The organism is Paenibacillus kribbensis, from assembly GCF_001705305.1.
In the GTDB taxonomy this organism is placed as follows: domain Bacteria; phylum Bacillota; class Bacilli; order Paenibacillales; family Paenibacillaceae; genus Paenibacillus; species Paenibacillus kribbensis_B.
Map to the genome: position 1 here is coordinate 611,329 of NZ_MCBP01000001.1, position 16,732 is coordinate 628,060.

General features: G+C 46.1%; 16 protein-coding genes. 3 read left to right on the forward strand and 13 right to left on the reverse strand.

Annotation, left to right across the window (positions count from 1 at the left end):
- Positions 1 to 110 precede the first annotated feature (110 nt).
- A complete protein-coding gene (locus BAZ21_RS02805) occupies positions 111 to 1,241 on the forward strand; it encodes a phosphodiester glycosidase family protein (protein ID WP_068496828.1) in 1,131 nt (376 codons plus the stop codon).
- Here the strand turns inward: BAZ21_RS02805 and BAZ21_RS28785 are convergent.
- From BAZ21_RS28785 to garR, 11 genes are all read right to left on the reverse strand, one after another.
- Positions 1,235 to 1,447, reverse strand: coding sequence for a hypothetical protein (locus tag BAZ21_RS28785; protein ID WP_176718076.1), 213 nt, complete (start codon positions 1,445 to 1,447; stop codon positions 1,235 to 1,237). The two genes, BAZ21_RS02805 and BAZ21_RS28785, sit on opposite strands and share 7 nt — an antisense overlap.
- On the reverse strand, positions 1,414 to 1,530 hold the full coding sequence (locus tag BAZ21_RS30170; RefSeq protein ID WP_373441508.1) for a DUF6386 family protein: 117 nt from the start codon (positions 1,528 to 1,530) through the stop codon (positions 1,414 to 1,416). Before BAZ21_RS30170 ends, BAZ21_RS28785 begins: the two co-directional genes overlap by 34 nt.
- 193 nt (positions 1,531 to 1,723) lie before the next feature.
- Positions 1,724 to 3,028, reverse strand: a complete 1,305-nt coding sequence (locus BAZ21_RS02815; protein WP_068496833.1) for a pectate lyase family protein — start codon at positions 3,026 to 3,028, stop codon at positions 1,724 to 1,726.
- A 267-nt stretch (positions 3,029 to 3,295) separates the two neighbouring features.
- The gene (locus tag BAZ21_RS02820) at positions 3,296 to 4,432 is read right to left on the reverse strand and encodes a 5-methyltetrahydropteroyltriglutamate--homocysteine S-methyltransferase (protein ID WP_068496835.1); all 1,137 of its coding nucleotides are present in this window, start codon (positions 4,430 to 4,432) and stop codon (positions 3,296 to 3,298) included.
- 122 nt (positions 4,433 to 4,554) lie between these two features.
- Positions 4,555 to 5,457, reverse strand: coding sequence for a LysR family transcriptional regulator (locus tag BAZ21_RS02825; protein WP_068496836.1), 903 nt, complete (start codon positions 5,455 to 5,457; stop codon positions 4,555 to 4,557).
- A gap of 145 nt (positions 5,458 to 5,602) precedes the next feature.
- Entirely contained in the window at positions 5,603 to 7,012 is a 1,410-nt protein-coding gene (locus tag BAZ21_RS02830; RefSeq protein ID WP_068496838.1) for a glycoside hydrolase family 1 protein, read from the reverse strand.
- A gap of 76 nt (positions 7,013 to 7,088) precedes the next feature.
- A complete protein-coding gene (locus tag BAZ21_RS02835) occupies positions 7,089 to 8,969 on the reverse strand; it encodes a beta-glucoside-specific PTS transporter subunit IIABC (RefSeq protein ID WP_068496840.1) in 1,881 nt (626 codons plus the stop codon).
- A gap of 184 nt (positions 8,970 to 9,153) precedes the next feature.
- Positions 9,154 to 10,011, reverse strand: a complete 858-nt coding sequence (gene licT / locus BAZ21_RS02840) for a BglG family transcription antiterminator LicT (protein ID WP_068496842.1) — start codon at positions 10,009 to 10,011, stop codon at positions 9,154 to 9,156.
- A gap of 223 nt (positions 10,012 to 10,234) precedes the next feature.
- A complete protein-coding gene (locus BAZ21_RS02845) occupies positions 10,235 to 11,593 on the reverse strand; it encodes a GntT/GntP/DsdX family permease (RefSeq protein WP_068496844.1) in 1,359 nt (452 codons plus the stop codon).
- A 64-nt stretch (positions 11,594 to 11,657) separates the two neighbouring features.
- Entirely contained in the window at positions 11,658 to 13,094 is a 1,437-nt protein-coding gene (locus tag BAZ21_RS02850; RefSeq protein ID WP_084011495.1) for a four-carbon acid sugar kinase family protein, read from the reverse strand.
- A 42-nt stretch (positions 13,095 to 13,136) separates the two neighbouring features.
- Entirely contained in the window at positions 13,137 to 14,030 is an 894-nt protein-coding gene (gene garR / locus BAZ21_RS02855) for a 2-hydroxy-3-oxopropionate reductase (protein WP_068496846.1), read from the reverse strand.
- Positions 14,031 to 14,275: 245 nt separating this feature from the next.
- Between garR and BAZ21_RS02860 the strand changes: the two genes are divergently transcribed.
- Positions 14,276 to 14,896 (forward strand): GntR family transcriptional regulator, encoded by a 621-nt coding sequence (locus BAZ21_RS02860; RefSeq protein WP_068496848.1) that lies wholly within the window; start codon positions 14,276 to 14,278, stop codon positions 14,894 to 14,896.
- A gap of 83 nt (positions 14,897 to 14,979) precedes the next feature.
- On the opposite strand, the gene BAZ21_RS02865 is transcribed toward BAZ21_RS02860, so the two are convergent.
- Together BAZ21_RS02865 and BAZ21_RS02870 are read right to left on the reverse strand one after the other, a co-directional pair.
- Positions 14,980 to 15,321, reverse strand: coding sequence for a carboxymuconolactone decarboxylase family protein (locus tag BAZ21_RS02865; RefSeq protein WP_068496850.1), 342 nt, complete (start codon positions 15,319 to 15,321; stop codon positions 14,980 to 14,982).
- Complete coding sequence (locus BAZ21_RS02870; RefSeq protein WP_068496852.1) at positions 15,318 to 15,704, reverse strand: tautomerase family protein; 387 nt, start codon at positions 15,702 to 15,704, stop codon at positions 15,318 to 15,320. Before BAZ21_RS02870 ends, BAZ21_RS02865 begins: the two co-directional genes overlap by 4 nt.
- Positions 15,705 to 15,815: 111 nt before the next feature.
- On the opposite strand from BAZ21_RS02870, the gene BAZ21_RS02875 reads away from it, so the two are divergent.
- Entirely contained in the window at positions 15,816 to 16,691 is an 876-nt protein-coding gene (locus BAZ21_RS02875; RefSeq protein ID WP_068496853.1) for a LysR family transcriptional regulator, read from the forward strand.
- Positions 16,692 to 16,732: the final 41 nt, after the last annotated feature.

The window sequence follows — 16,732 nt, forward strand, 5'->3', positions numbered from 1 at the left end:
GCCAGGTAATCCAACGCTCTGTCTCGCATACACTTACAACTCATAAAACCCGATATAAATACGAGCACCTTGATAAAGTGTCAAGACTACATAAGGAGATTGATCTATTCATGAAAAGAATCACCGCACTTGTTATCCTGTCCTTGCTAATCCTTGCAACCCCGATCTATGCTGCTGCACCAGCACCCATGCTGGTCTATGTGGATCAAAGTAACCATTCCTTTATCCCGCTTCGCCTCCTGAACAGCTATGAAGGGATTACACTCAACATGACGCCAGCGGACAAAAAGATAGAGATTGCGCAAGGCAATACCCGGCTTACATTATTTACGGGACAAGCTACTGCCAAAGTGAATGAGCAGACAGTCCGTATGCAAAATGCTCCTTTTACCGATAACGGTTCTACCTATGTCCCCTTGCAGTTCATCAGCCAATATCTAAACCTACAGGTCTCATGGCAAAAGGAACTCTCAGCTGTACGCATCAAGCAAGGTACAACGTCCGTCACACTTCCGGTACTTACCGGCAAGCTACCCGGAAACACTACACCCATCACGACAGCGCATAAAAGCTTTAAGGTCGGATCACACACCTTCTCCGCCAAGGTAGTCACGATCTCCATGCTCCATCCCAAGGTGAGTCTGGACGTGGCGCTGGCAGGCAATACTATCGGCAAGGTGGAGGACTTAAGCAGTCTCGCCAAACGCAATCAAGCGGTTGTAGCCATCAATGGCACATTCTTTGACGCCTATACCAAAAGCTCCTACAAAACGCCTTACGGCTACCTGGTCAGCCATGGAAAGATGTTAAAGAAAAGCTCTGGCGACCAGCGAACGGTCTTCTCCTATGATGCTAATCATTTAGCCGAGCTGGTTTCCGGTTCTGCTTTTGAACAGCGAATGAGCCAAGGCAACGTTGAAGGTGCACTTCAAGCCGGGCCTCGTCTGGTGACGAACGGACAGGTGTCCCTCAATGTCAAAGCAGAAGGCTTCAAGGACCCCAAAATATTAACAGGCGGCGGAGCCAGAAGCGCACTCGGAATTACCCGGGATCATAAGCTGATTCTCCTGACCACAGGCGGAGCCACCATTCCACAGCTCGCCCAAATGATGAAGCAAGCGGGCGCTTATCAGGCCATGAATCTGGACGGCGGTGCTTCCAGCGGACTGTATTACAATGGCTCTTACCTCACCACACCCGGCCGTCAAATCAGCAATGCCATTATCGTAAAGTATCAATAGAAGATATAAGGGCTGTCTTTACGGATGTGTACACCGTGGGGATAGCCTCTTTTCCATTTTCCCCAGTTCCGGTTGTTCCGGCTTACCCCTTCAGGCGGCTTGTCTGAGCCGTTACGGGTTGGTCCTGTAACCTGCAAACGGATCAAACTTGTAAAGCTATTGCTTCCCTCGTTCAGCTCACCCAGCTCGTCCTCTTCAATGGACACCAATCCAGATCATCGTTCAAACGATGCTTAAGTGCCTCCGTATCAAATACACACAGGGTTGCGTAACTGTCGTGAATTGAAATGGGCTGCTTGCTTTGGACGGCTAATTACCAAATCATTAAGGGAAATTCTCCCTGTATGTAAAGTATAGCAATGCTTGCTAGACCAGACAATATGCCAAGGCTACCATCTATCCTGCACCAAAAAGGCCTTCCCACACTGTAGTGAAGGAAGGCCGCGTTATGGATGTAATCAATACTAATCTGCTACTAAGGACTACTCCAACTCAACTGAAAATTGATATAACCATTCATCAATGCTGTGGTCAGGTACATTTAAAGCACGGTAGGTCGCTGGAACATCCGGGTATCCTCCTACGTCTTTCTGACTATCAATTATCTTTCCTCGACCAGTCAGGAAATCGGAGATCATTCGTTGATCTGTTGCATCCCGGTCCTTCGTCCTTGCTCCTGCATGCTCAGTGACTTCCTTCACCACTGCCGAGGCAGCTAATGCTTTAAGTCCTTCAACCCAAACAGGTGGATTGTCAAGTTCCTTGATTTCGCCAAAAGTCAGCGGGGCTGACTTGCCATTACGGTCATAAGCAAGATTATCTTTGAGATAAGCCCAGTTGTCTTTACTGTTCGTTCCGACCAATCCTAACCCTTTAATCGTATCTGCTCCATGCTGCATGTAATTCCCGACGATACTGACTCTAGGGCCTTCCGGTTTGATCCCCGTATCCGCCCATTCCCTCTCCACGAATCCGAGCCGAATAGCCCATTTTCCCGGATTATAAATGACATTGTTAACAATTACGCCCGTCGAGAATGCTTTGAACCACGGATTACGTTCCATATTATGGGCATAAAGATTTCCGATGACTGCCACATCCTGGACGTAATCATGAACGAGCGTGCCCATGGAATGGGGGCCCTTCTCATGAACGGAATTATACAGTCCCTCGGCGACAATACTATTACTAAGTGTTACACGGTGGGTAGTCGCCTTGGTTCCGCTGGTACGAGGACCTGAGAAGGACATGTTCTCATCTACTCCCCAAGAAAAGGAGCAATGGTCAATGACAATGTTATAAGCGGAGGCTCCGTAAGTGGACACATCTGGCTCAAAGCCTGCACCTTGAGCACTGTCACCGTCGCCCATCCGAAACCGGACATGCTGCATCAACACATCATGCGTTTTGATCTGCAAACCTCCCCGGATGAATGTAATGCCAGGGGAGGGGGCCGTCTGACCTGCGATGGTCACGTAGGGTTCTCTCAGCTCAAGACGCTCCTTTTTTAGATTGATGACACCGCCGACTTCAAATACAATAATCCGCGGTCCCTTGGTTTCCAACGCCGCACGAAATGAGCCTGGGCCGTCATTGTTCAGATTGGTCACCTTAATTATCTTCCCGCCCCGGCCTGCTGGAGTGTCAGTCCCGAATCCCACGGCCCCCGGAAACACCGGCTGGGCTTCGGCTTGACCAGCTGTTACAGCCCCCATCATCCATACCCACAACAACAACATACATAAGCCCGCTTTCAATCCTTGTTGCAAACATCTTCGTACATCCATCTAGAATATTCCTCCTTTGTTTCTCATATTAAAGATAATATATATATTCCTAATATAACTTTTTTTGAGAGTAGTTCCAACTATTTTAGCGCAAAAAGATTGTGAATCAGCCGCTATTGTCGATTTTGAGTTTTGTGCATTCACCTATTTAAAAGATCGCAGTATAGACAGGGAGTGCCAGCGAATTCCTCATGTAGACAAAAAACACGCCCACAAGTGGCGTGTTTTTGTAATTATAAATCTCTCCAACCCAATTCCTCTAAACCCTTACTTCCAAATCTCGTCCGCAATCTCTTTAATGAAGGCAAGCTTTTTCCACTGCTGCTCTTCCGTCAAAATATTGCCCTCTTCTGTTGATGCAAAGCCGCATTGCGGGCTGAGGCAGATGTGGTTGATGTCGACGAATTGAGTCGCTTCCTTGATGCGGTTAATGACTGTCTGCTTGTCTTCCAGCTCTCCCGTTTTGGAAGAAACAAGACCCAGTACGACCTGCTGGTCCTTCAGATGCTTGAGCGGAGTGAAATCGCCTGCACGGTCGGTATCGAATTCGAGATAGTAGCCGTCGATGTTGTCGATACCGAACAGGGTTTCGGCAACAGGCTCGTAGCCGCCTGAGGATGCCCAGGTAGAGTGATAGTTACCACGGCATACATGAGTCGTAACGACCAAGTCAGCTGGAAGATCATTTACGGTTTCCTGATTTACGCGAGCGAACAGCTTTTTGGTTTCTTCCACATTCTCGCCCGCGTGCTGTCTGGCTTCCCAATAGTTCTTATCGCAAAGCATGCCCCATGTGCAGTCGTCCAGCTGCAAGCTGCGGCAGCCCTCATTATACAACGCTTGAATCACAGATTTGTAAGCTTTGGCGATATCTGTAACCAGCTCGTCCAGATTGCTGTAATAGGTGTCCGTCGTTTCTTTATTCTCTCCACGCAACAGCTCGGCCAGAAATTGTGCCGGTGCAGGGATCGTCTGACGGGCAATGGCATCCTCACCTGCTGCTTGCTTCAGGAATTTGAAATCTGCAATAAAAGGGTGACGGGAATGTCCAATTTTACCGGACAAGCGTGCGGTTTCCGCTCTGGTTTCCACGCCTTGGAACTGGTATCCGTTGGAAATCTGTACCTTTTCCACGCCGTCCAGGCCCCACATAAAATCAAGATGCCACCAGGAGCGTCTAAATTCGCCATCTGTCACGGCTTTCAGCCCTACCGATTTTTGCTTTTCTACCAGCTTGATAATTTCGTTGTCTTCAATTTTTCTCAGCTCATCCGCAGAAATTTCATTATTTTGAAAATGAATTCTGGCGTCTTTAATGGCTTGCGGGCGCAGAAAGCTGCCAACCATATCATGTCTGAAAGGGGTCACTTTACGTTGGGATGCATTGTCAAGGATGCTGCTCATTTGGGTTATCTCCTTTTTACTTCTGTAGTGAAGTTCTTGCAAAAAAGATAACATACATTTTCAGCTATAAGGTAACTCCAATAAACTATAGCTAGTTATAGCCTAAAGCTATACCCAACCTTTTATTCCCCTATCGCTTCATGCAGCGCTTCTACATAAACGGTAGCCAGCTTGGAGAGCGCAACGTTTTTATGACAAATCCATCCTACATTAATAGACTCGTCACATTCCAATGGCACGGAAATAATCTCGTTACCGTTCAGATCCGCACTGATGACCCCGGTAGAAATGGTATAGCCGTTCAAGCCAATCAGCAGGTTAAAGAGGGTCGCCCGGTCATTGACACGGATGCTTTTGGGATGCGACAACGTGCTGAGGATTTCCTCGGAAAAGTGAAAGGAATTGTACTCCCCTTGCTCAAAGGACAGATACGGATAGGGGCGAAGCTGGTCGATGGTTACCATGGATTGCCGGGATAACGGATTTTTGCTGCTGATAAAAATATGCGGTTTCGCCGTAAACAGGGTGTTAAATTGCAGGTTCGCATCTTTTAGCAGCTTGTGAATGACCTTGGCGTTAAATTCGTTCAGATACAGGATTCCAATCTCACTGCGCAAGCTTTTGACATCCTGTATGATTTCATGGGTCTTCGTCTCCCGCAAAGCCAGCTCATATTCATCCTGTCCATATTGATTCACCAGATTTACGAATGCATTTACAGCAAAAGCATAATGCTGTGAGGAAACGGCAAAATGCTGTGGTGAAGGCTTGGCATCCAGATAGCGGCTTTCCAGCAGCTCCGCCTGTTCAACAACCTGGCGCGCATATCCGAGGAATTCCACGCCTTCCTTGGACAAAGAAATCCCTTTATTGGTACGCTCAAAAATAGTAATATGAATTTCTTCCTCCAGATCCCGAATCGCGTTCGACAAACTGGGCTGGGAAATGAACAACCGCTTTGCCGCCTCATTCATGGAGCCACGATTGGCAACCTCGATGACATATTTTAATTGTTGTAAGGTCAATTGCTTGATGTCCTCTCAATTTAGGTTTTCTCTATTATATAACACTTGATAACTCCGCTGTTCCAAGATCCCTCTACCCCCAAAAAAACACCCCTCAAAATGGTAACATCCATTTCAAGGAGGTGCTTTTGCACTGCCGCTTTAATTAACGAATTTCACCATTCGTGGCAATCAGCTTTTGATACCAATAGAAGCTTTGTTTACGAATACGACGCAGATCTTTGAGATCAAACTCTTCCCGATCAACATAGATAAACCCGTAACGCTTACTGGAGCCCTGATGGGTACTAACAAGATCAATCGCAGACCACGGACAGAAACCAAATACTTCTACACCGTCTGTAATAGCCAATTGAATCTGCTCGATATGTTTCTTGAAAAAGTCAATACGATAAGGATCATTCACTACATCACCATCTTCAAGCTTGTCAAAAGCTCCCAAGCCGTTCTCTGTCACGATTAAAGGCAAGTGGTAGCGAGAATAGATTTGGCGTAACGTGGTTCTAAAACCGACCGGATCAATCTCCCATCCAAATTCCGTCTTTTGCAGGTTGGGGTTCACGGAACCTCTGTATGCTCCCGGTTCACCCACAATTTCATGCTGATCTCCTGTATGTGAAAAATCATTTCCGTCATCTAAACTTTCTCCTACGGTTTGAGAGGTATAATAATTAAATGCGATAAAGTCCGGGTTCCCCTTCGCTAAAATGTCCATATCCCCTTCTTCAATAACAGGCTCATAGCCTTTCTCAACCAAATAGCTCCACGCAATGTGATTGTAACGGCCAAATACAGCCATATCCAGATAGAGCCAGTTACGAATGGCCGCATAGTTATCAGCAGCCAGTGTATCTTCCGGTTTCGAACTAGCCGGATATATGACCCCGATATTCGGTGCTGGTCCAATTTTTGCGTCAGGCAGCATCTCATGACACAATACCATCGCTTTCGCCTGTGCGACTAGCATATGATGATTTTGCTGGTACAGCACCTTTTGCGGATTTTCCAGACTTGTATCTAAAGTGCCAATCGAATCAGGGTGGAGAATCAGCATGTTCTGCTCATTAATGGTTAACCAATATCTCACCCTGTCTCCAAAGTTCTCAAACAATGTTTTGGCATACTGCTCGAAGGCATCAATCGTCTCCCTCTTCGACCAACCGCCTTGTTTTTCAAGAGCATAGGGCAGATCAAAATGATACATCGTAACAATCGGTTCAATGCCATATTTAATTAATTCGTCAATTAATGAGCTGTAAAACGCGATTCCCTTTTGATTAACTTCACCTGCGCCCTGCGGGTAAATACGTGTCCAGGCAATAGAGAAACGGTACGCTTTAAAGCCCATTTCAGCCATCAGAGCTACGTCTTCTTTGAACATATGATAATGATTACTGGTTACCTTAAAATCAGTGACCCCTTCGACGTGGTTAGCCATGTCAATGACAGAGGGTCCTTTTCCATCTTCGTCCCAGGCACCCTCTACCTGATAAGCGGAAGTTGAACCTCCCCAGAAAAAATCCTTGGGAAATGCCTTCAATTGATTATGTTTCATGATATAGTCCCTCCAGTTATCGTTATATCCTGCTCATGATCGTAATCCATGTGGGTGATGTCGGCACTTTTCTGTATCACACAACTAATGTTAACAATACGTCATTTTTCTGAATTTGCTCCAGATTTGTCTCAAACATGTCCACTTTATTTTTCGTCTGTGTGACGATGATAGGTGTGACGATTTCGTATCCTGCTTCTATAATCTGCTCTCTATCGAATTGGATCAACAGGTCCCCTTGTTTAACGATATCTCCCTCTTGAACTGCTGGATTAAAAAACTTGCCTTTCAGGGCTACAGTGTTAATTCCAACATGAATCAATATCTCCGTGCCCGCATGGGTAGTCAAACCTATAGCGTGTCCTGTGGGAAACAGTGAGGTTACAACTCCATCTATCGGTGCTACAACCTCACCTGCAGACGGTTCAATGGCTAAACCTTTTCCCATAGCACCTGTAGAAAACGCAGAATCGTTAACTTGTCTCAGCGGTGCAATCTTGCCTGTGATGGGGCTGTATATGGTTTCTTTCTTGAGGTCAACAGCCTTGCTTGCTGTAACAACTGGCACAGATTCTTCCACTTTTGTGGAGTCAACCGTTTCCGAAGTCTCTCTTTTCCCCTTGTTTTCATACCCAAAAGTAAGGGTCAGTACCGTTGCCACCGTAAATGAGCACGCAATTGCAATAACGTAAACCAAGGTTGGCGCATAAACTGGAATAGCAAAAATGTTATGAAAAACATAAGCTGTCATTTTTACTCCAAAATGTCCATTAATAGCTCCGCCTGTAGCCCCTGCGATAATAACAATCGGTATAACACGTTTAAAACGAAGCACCAGACCATATATGATTGGCTCTGTCACACCAGCCAGCAACCCTGTAATACTCGCCGAACCCGCAAGGGTTCTAAGCGTTTTATCTTTTTTCGCCTTCAGGAAAACACCAAATGCGACACCAACTTGAGCAAATACGGCGGCAGCGGCCATCGCCTCAATCGGATCACCGCCAAGGCCGATATTGTGAATCGAGATCGGTGCAAAACCCCAGTGAAGTCCGAAGACGACCATAAAGATCATAAAACCGCCAAGAACTATCCCTGACAAAATGCCGCTTACACCAATTAACCATGTCACCCCTGACGAAATCCAATCGCCTACCGTTGTACCGAAGGGTCCGAATGCGATCGCAGACAGCGGAACCATAATCATCAAAGCCAGCATTGGAACTAAAAATAGCTGTAAATCCTTAAAAATAATCTTCTTCAAAAGCTTTTCCACAAAGGCATATATGCTGATAGATATGAAGATCGGAAAAACGCTGGACGAATAATCCATCATGACGACCGGTATTCCCAGAAATGATACATCAGAACCTTTGTCCATCAGCCCCGTAAAATTGGGTTCCATCAGGGCTGCACCAATAACACCGGCTACGTAAGGGTTCGCCTTCAGCTTTATACCGAGCGTGATCCCGAGCAAAATCGGCAAGAAGTAAAATACAGCATTCCCCGCAGCGGACAGGATCAGGTAGGTATCACTTGTCGCAGACATCCACCCCAGCATGGTCAGAACAGTCAGGAGTGCTTTCAGTATACCCGAGCCTGCCATCGCCGAAATCAGCGGGGAGAAACTGCCGGAAATAACTTCAAAGATCTTAGATACAACCGATGTCTTCTTCCCACTTGATTCACTAGTTGCTTGGGTATCCGATCCAAAATCCCTGTTTCTCATGATCTCCGTATATACATAGGCAACGTGACTCCCAATAACCACTTGAAATTGTCCCCCGCTTTCGACAACGGTAATAATGCCTTCGTGCTTCTCCAGTTCCTCTCTTTCGGTCTTTCTTGAATCTTTCAGGCCAAATCTGAGACGTGTAGCACAATGGACAAGCCCATTGATATTTTCTTCACCTCCGACAAGACGTACGATATCATCGCCCATTTTCTTATGATCCATGTTCATTCTCCTTTTGGTCAGATTGCCTGAAAACAAAAAAATACCTAAACGAAAGGCCATTAAGATCAAAGAAAATGATCATTGCCATTCATTTAGGTATCGCCTGCTTAACCAGTAACAATCCTTATATTTAAGTTGTGAGCCTACTATAAATCACTCAGAAATCGTTTGCAAGCGTTTTTTTCTAAGAATCAACCATATCATTTCTGGTAGTTACACGTTGTATATGAATCGTCAAACACACTTTTTCGTCAATCGACATAGCACTTTCATGTTTTAACTCCAAATACTGATTAATTAAATGGGTACACTGAAAAGCCTGCGCATACTTATCTTTGACCTGCTCATACAAAAAGTTGTCACCCGAAGCCCGTTGCTCTTGTTCATTACTCAGCAATCTTTGTGCAAAGTATTGCAAATGAGTAATAAAACGGGAATAGTTAAATGAAGTTTCATCCAGCGCCAGCTCATAGTAATCGGTTACGATATTAAAAATATCATCTATGATCTCTGTAATTTCAACCGTTTGTTTCATACCCTGACCATCTTGTCTTGCATTTACAAAATGCATGGCAATAAAGCTCGCTTCATGCTCATCCATTTGAATGCCAAATTGAGCATCAATGATATCCAGTGCGCCCATCCCAATCATAAATTCTTTTTTGTAAAATTTTTTGATTTGCCACAAAAGCGAATTTTTAAGACCGACTGACTTTCTATAGCGGGATATGGCAAATTGAATATGGTCAATCAGAGAAATATAAATGTTATCACTAAAGATATCTCCCATTTCTTTTTTCGCGTTTCCTACAATTTCATCTGCTACTTTCAAAAACTCTACAGATGTTTCTCCAATGAGATCAATTAATTTTTGCGGAATCTTATCCGACTTTAGCACAAAGGTTTTTTCTATTTTTTCCACATCGACTCTCTGACCATTTTTCTTTTTAAAGCCCAGGCCATTTCCGATGACAACAAATTCATGGCCTACCTGATTCTCGGCCCGAATGACATTGTTGTTAAATATTTGCCGGATGATCATCTATCTGCTCACCTCGTTAATTAATGAAAAAGTTCATAGTAACAAAAAAAACCCAAATAACGACTAAATAAATTAGTCATTATTTGGGTATCGCCTGCCGACCAGTAACAATCCCGAAGAGCACTAGCTCTTCACTCAATTACCTTTATTATACAGCTTTCAAGCGAGAATAACAATACAATCCTGTTTAAAGGTTATCTAATGAATATAATTAAGATCCAAATCAGATAAAGATGCTCAGCAGCATAACGATACCGAAAGCGCTGAACCCGAGAATGGTTTCCATGACCGTCCACGTTTTCAGCGTTTGCGGCACGGACAGGTTCATGTATTCCTTGACAATCCAGAAGCCGGAATCATTAACATGGGATAAAATGATGGAGCCGGCTCCGGTGGCCAGTACCAGCAGTTCCGGGCTAACTCCCGGCATCGTAGCAGCGATTGGAGCGACAATACCGGCCGCGGTCGTCATGGCTACCGTGGCGGAACCGACGGCTGCACGGATAAGGCCTGCGATGACAAAAGCGAGCACAAGCGGCGACAAATGCGCATGCTGGGCAAAACCTGCAATCGCATCACCCACACCGCTGGCGGTCAAAATCTTGTTGAACCCGCCGCCTGCACCGATCAGCAGGATGATAGAAGCGACCGGACCCAGGCAATCGTTCGTAAACTTCAGCAGCTGCTTGCTGTCAAAACTGCGTGCATAGCCAAAGGAGTACAGCGAGAACAACAAGGCAAGCAGCAAAGCAATAATTGGACTACCGATGAAATCAATGACCTGTCTAAAGCCGTTGACTTCTGGCAAAATCAGATCCACAATCGTCGCCATCAGCATCAGAATAACAGGCAGCATAATCGTGAAGAGGGTAATGCCGAAGCCCGGCAGCTCTCTTTCTCTTGTTTCCGTAAATTGCTCCATCAACTCACTGGAAGCTTCTACTTTAATACGTTTGGAAATCCAGCTTCCGTAGATCGGACCCGCGATCGCTGCGGACGGCAGCGCTACGATGAGCGCAAGGAAGATCGTTTTACCAATATTGGCGTTAAAAATACCTACAGCCAGCATGGCCGCCGGATGCGGTGGAATGAGACTGTGCACGACCGCCAATCCAGCTACGAGGGAAATCCCGATTTTGATCAGCGAGGTTCCGGTATGCTTGGCAATAACGAATACGAGCGGGAACAACAGCACGATACCTACTTGAATGAATACCGGGATACCGCAAATGACAGCGACCACCATCATGGCCCAATGGACATTTTTTTCACCAAACACCCGAACCATGGTTTTGGCAATCTGCTCTGCACCGCCGGATTCAGCCATCAGCTTACCCAGCATTGTACCCAAACCTAGTACAATGGCGATAAAGCCGAGCACACTGGCCACACCCTCCTGATAAGCTGCCACGATACTTTTCAGCGGCATGCCTGCAATCAGACCCATGAACACGGCGCCGACGATGAGTGCGACAAACGGATTCATTTTCACTTTAGCGATCAGCAGAATCAGCCCAATAATAGAAATAAGTGCATACAATAACAAACTCGCATCATGACTGAGTCCGAATACGGAATACATATTTATAACCCCCTTGATTAAGTAAGCGCTCTCTAAGTTTGTTGAAAAACAGGGGTTCCCCCTGCTATTTTTCGATTTTCTCTACGGTTTCGAGCAATGTCCGTTCTCCACCCACATTACCGGGGAATACGATATACGGAATTCCACTAAATTTGGCTTCGTCTCCGGTCAGCCACACAGGGATGCCCGCCGCAACCTGACCGAGTACACGTGCTTTACGGATGGCAAGACCTTTGGTCGCCACATCACTGGAAGTGATTCCACCCTTGGCAATGATAAACTTGGGTACCGTCTCAAGCGATTGTACGATTTCGACCAGTGCACCGGATACCGTTTGGCTAATTTTGAAATTGTCGGCTTTGTTGTCCACCGCGATCAGCTTGCGGCTACTGTATACCACCACATTGCTGCCCGCAGCCAGTCGCTGGTTCGCTTCCGTAATGACGCGGCTTAATTCCTGTGCGTAGCCTTCGGAATCCAGTACTCGCTCCACATCAATTTCAAGTCCCACAATTCCCGGATACGTAAGCAGCTGCTCCAGCTGCCGCGTTGTTTTCTGAACATAGGAACCAACGACGACAATACCGCCATGTCCTTCCTGTCCACTTGCAATCAGCTGCTCCTTCGGCAGATATTCCTGATCGGATATCCCGGCATACGATTTCACAAAGGAAGCGGCTGTGCGGAAAATAAACGATTTCCCCTGCTCCTCAGCTTGCAGCAGCCCCAGTGACAATACATCCATATCCGCGTACGAAAGCACATTGACGATGATCGGCACGTTATCCTTCGCTTGCAGCAATACTTCTCGAACGGCGTCCGGTCCCTTGCGAATGTGCTCCAATGAAATGACGAGACATGTCGAGGCTTGAATACGGCCTTCTGTTTTTTCTTCCACCCAAGCCGTCAGATCACCGTTTTCATAGCCGAATACCTTATCCTTGGCAAACTCCGTTTCATGTACAGGGATCAGTGCATCGTCCTCCACCATGTAGTGAGTGTTGCCTCCGGTAACTCGTCCAGCCTCGAAAAAGGCTGGAATGATCAAATGACCATCATAGCTCCGTCCGCTCTGACGCTTGCCTTCTTCTGCCAGCACATCCGTTTCCAACGGGTAATACCCACGCAGCATGGAGTCACTGCGGCTGACAAAGGTAAAAGATTTTCCCTTCTCCGTGGCAACAGCCTGCACGTTGCGGGCAATATCGCGGTTAATTCGTTCTGCGGTTTCCGCATCAAGGCCACGTGTATTAGTCAGGATATAAAAGAGCGTTTCCGGCGAGTCGAATGCTTCACGAAGCAGCATTTCATCCCACTGCGTCAAAACATCGATATCATGAACCGTTTGGACACCCGTCGGGTCATCGTCCAAAACGATAATTTTCCGGCCTCTGGCATCATTGATCCGTCGAATCTCCTGTCGTAATCCCTTGTGATCCCATTCAGAAGGCAGCTGTGCTTGAAGTGCTGACAACGAGGTATATCCTGGTTTTACATTCATGTGATCTCCACCTTATTCAAATTCTTGATTAGCATGCTCTATCTACTCTGCTTTTACCTGTACACCTGCGAGTTTTTCAAAATATTGCACGATTCCGCCGTGATCATCCGCTGCTTTTCCATCAACCTTGAGTGCATGGAATATTTCCAGCAGTTGGCTGCTAAGTGGTAACGGTACGCCGATATCATGAGCGGTTTCCATGACATTCGTGATATCTTTGAGATTAATATCGATCCGTCCGCCAGCTACAAAATTACGTTCCAAAATCAAAGGAACTTTAGCCTCCAGTACCGCACTGCCTGCCAATCCGCCACGGATTGCCTGAACCATTTTTTCGATATTAATGCCAGCCTTGGCTGCAAACACAAGCGCCTCGGACATGGCAGCAATATTCAGATTGACGATGATTTGGTTAGCCAGCTTTGCCGTTGCACCGCAGCCGTTATCACCGACTAAAGTTACATCCTTGCCAAGCACATGCAGAACGTCCAGCACTTGCTCAAACACGGACTCCTGACCGCCAACCATAATCGCCAATGTGCCATCAATCGCTTTCGGCTCGCCACCGCTCACAGGAGCGTCCAGCATATGCAGACCTGCCTCATCAGCCTTAACCGACAGCTCTTTGGAGACGACGGGAGAAATAGAGCTCATATCCACAATAACGCTTCCAACAGTAGCCCCTTTTAAAATCCCGTTCTCACCCAAAATGACTTCCTTCACGTGATTGGAATTCGGCAGCATCGTAAAAATGATGTCACTGCGCTCTGCAACTTCCTTGGGTGATGCCGCTGCATGCGCCCCTGACGCGACCAAAGCAGCAACGGCCTCCTGATTAATATCAAATACGGTAAGCTCATAATCCGCTTTCAAAAGATTCAACGACATCGGACGCCCCATAATGCCTAGTCCAATAAATCCAATTTTCTTTGTCATCATAAATTCCCTCCGTAGCAAATTCAGATTTAGTTTTCGATTCGAGGTTTTTTGTAAAAATCCATTTGTAAATGCTTTTTATCACTTGTAAGCGCTATTAATTTGTCTTTATGCCTGAAATTGTACACAATAAATTCATTTTTGTATACAAAAACTTAAAAATTGTATCAAATTTTCTTTAATACATAGGATAAACATTGTTTAACCTCCAGCTTTTCGCTAAAGTAGACGTAGAGGTGAATGACATGCAGTACAGCAGCAATAACTCCCGTACAGCGCACCAGCAATCCTATGAAACGCTACGTGACATGATCCTGAACGGAACTATCCCTCAGGGAACCAAGCTGGTCGAGGAAAAGCTTGCCACACAGCTCGGTGTGAGCCGCACGCCTATCCGTGAATCCATCCGCAAACTGGAGCAGGAAGGGCTTATCGTGAATAAGCGTGTAGTCAAGCTATCCGAAACTGACCTGCGCAACACCTTTGAGCTGCGGATGCTGCTTGAAGGACATGCGGCGCGAAGTGCGGCTGCCTACCTGTCCGAGACAGAACTGGTGGCCTTGGAGCAATGTGTAGACATTGGGCGAACTGGCTCGCTGGATGAAGTAATGCAGGCGAACAAAGAGTTTCACGAGATCATTATGAGAGCCAGCAATAACTCGATGATGATTGATTTATTTGACCGAATGCAATCGGTTATTTACTTATTCCGTCATACCGTTGTCTACTATCATCGCCCCTTTCTGATCGACGAGCATCAGCATATTTGTGGGGCCATCCGGGCGCATGACGGTGATACAGCAGAACGGCTGATGAAGGAGCACCTTCAAGCCGATCTGGATTTTTGTCTGCACCTCATCAGATAGCCCCTCGCTTTATTCATTTCCATACCATGCCAAAAAAAAACCGCAAAACACTTGGAATCCCTTGTGCTTAGCGGTTTTTTGGTTTATGCTAAACTCTCTTTTTCTTTGCAAAATACGTCTTTAGCAATCTGAATAGCTGAGGCTGCCCGGGGCCATCCCACATAAAAGGCAAGCTGTGTGATAATCTCAACCAGTTCTTCCTCCGAAATCCCGTTCTCCTTGGCCAGGTTCAGATGATAGGGAAGCTGACTCACATGCTCACCCGCTACCAGAGTTGCAACGGTAATGAGACTCCGTTCTCTAAGAGATAACTGGCCTCTTCTCCATACATCTCCAAAAAGAACCTTCTCCGTATAGTCTACAAAAGCGGGCGCAAAATCACCCACCGTTTCCCGAACACTCGACCTGATTAATTTATGCTTCATCGTATCATCTGGGCAAGTCCATTGCCAAAGGACCAATTTTCATATTCAGTCTCCATCAATGTTACAAATACATCCTCTGGCCTAATCTTGCATTCAGTAGATATGAGTTCGGCTAGCCTTTGGTAAAATCTCTTTTTCTGCTCCCTAGTTCTACCTGCGCCCATCGTAATCTGGATATACAGCAGCTTGTCTGTTCTGGATACATTCAAATAATCCGGACTATAATAAAACTCGCTTTGCTTATGAGCATGAAAAACCTGAAAGTAATCCTTTTCCGGTACCTGGAAATGCTCAATCAATGCGTTCAAAATACAACGGCTAATCCAGGGCAGCTCTTGCTCTGTGTATTGCTGCTCCATGTAACCTACACGTACAAATGGCATGTTCATCTCTCCTATCCGTTGGGATAAGATGATTGTACTCCACCTATTTTCATCTGTATAATTGAAAATAATCATAAATAAATTCATTTTTATCGATGGAGATGAATGTGCATGGATCTGAAAGAGCTAACTACATTTCGCACCATTATCGAAGAAGGAACCTTCTCAAGGGCTGCTGCCAAATTAAACTACGCGCAGTCTACAGTCACGAGCCAAATCCAGAGGCTGGAGAAAGAGCTGGGATTTCAGCTTTTTAAAAGAGGCTGGGATGCGGAATTAACGGACTCAGGCAAAGTTTATGCAGAAGAGGTAGATGGGCTTATTCAGCATTGGAATTTTGTGATGGACCAGGCCAAATCTCTGAAAAAGGAAGAAATCGGCACGCTCCATATCGGTGTGATTGAAACGGTAGCGGCTACCGTACTCCCCTTGGTTCTACAGCAGTTTCGGGAGCATAAGCCGAATATTACGTGTCATTTTACAGTTGGCAACACGGACACGCTCGCGAACGCTCTGATGGATCACACACTGGATTTTGCAATTGCCGGGGACCCTCACTCCGTTCCTTCCCTACACTTTGAACCCGTTTATTACGAACAAATCGCTTTTATCGTGTCCCGTAATCATCCCTTGGCAGCAAAAAGTGGGCTTCACCTGGAGGATTTGTATGAATATCCGCTTATAGCCGGGGGTAAAAACTGTCTGTACCATATCCGGCTGGAAAGAGAGTTTTCCCGTTTCCCGTCAATGCCGTTTTTGTATACCGTCAGTCAAATTTCGTCTATACCCTCATTCGTAAAAACGATCTCTTCAGTTGGAGTGGTTCTATCGTCATTACCTTTGCCGGATGAACTGGTCACCATCCCCCTCCGGCTAACGGACCCGAATATTCCCATTGGACTGTTGCAGAACAACCAGCATCAGCAGTATATGTCTTCAGCGCGAAAGCTGTTTATGCAGCTGGTTAAGGAGCTTTATAGGCGATAGGCTCAAAATTTGCAGAAAGGAAAAGCCGCCAAACACTCAGA

Coding starts and splice junctions, on each gene's coding strand:
- BAZ21_RS02830 (WP_068496838.1), bottom strand. CDS start 7,012: ATGAAACATAATCAATTGAAGGCATTTCCCAAGGATTTTTTCTGGGGA.
- BAZ21_RS02805 (WP_068496828.1), top strand. CDS start 111: ATGAAAAGAATCACCGCACTTGTTATCCTGTCCTTGCTAATCCTTGCA.
- BAZ21_RS02875 (WP_068496853.1), top strand. CDS start 15,816: ATGGATCTGAAAGAGCTAACTACATTTCGCACCATTATCGAAGAAGGA.
- BAZ21_RS02865 (WP_068496850.1), bottom strand. CDS start 15,321: ATGAAGCATAAATTAATCAGGTCGAGTGTTCGGGAAACGGTGGGTGAT.
- BAZ21_RS02860 (WP_068496848.1), top strand. CDS start 14,276: ATGCAGTACAGCAGCAATAACTCCCGTACAGCGCACCAGCAATCCTAT.
- BAZ21_RS02820 (WP_068496835.1), bottom strand. CDS start 4,432: ATGAGCAGCATCCTTGACAATGCATCCCAACGTAAAGTGACCCCTTTC.
- BAZ21_RS02815 (WP_068496833.1), bottom strand. CDS start 3,028: ATGGATGTACGAAGATGTTTGCAACAAGGATTGAAAGCGGGCTTATGT.
- BAZ21_RS02845 (WP_068496844.1), bottom strand. CDS start 11,593: ATGTATTCCGTATTCGGACTCAGTCATGATGCGAGTTTGTTATTGTAT.
- BAZ21_RS02870 (WP_068496852.1), bottom strand. CDS start 15,704: ATGCCATTTGTACGTGTAGGTTACATGGAGCAGCAATACACAGAGCAA.
- garR (WP_068496846.1), bottom strand. CDS start 14,030: ATGACAAAGAAAATTGGATTTATTGGACTAGGCATTATGGGGCGTCCG.
- licT (WP_068496842.1), bottom strand. CDS start 10,011: ATGATCATCCGGCAAATATTTAACAACAATGTCATTCGGGCCGAGAAT.
- BAZ21_RS02835 (WP_068496840.1), bottom strand. CDS start 8,969: ATGGATCATAAGAAAATGGGCGATGATATCGTACGTCTTGTCGGAGGT.
- BAZ21_RS02850 (WP_084011495.1), bottom strand. CDS start 13,094: ATGAATGTAAAACCAGGATATACCTCGTTGTCAGCACTTCAAGCACAG.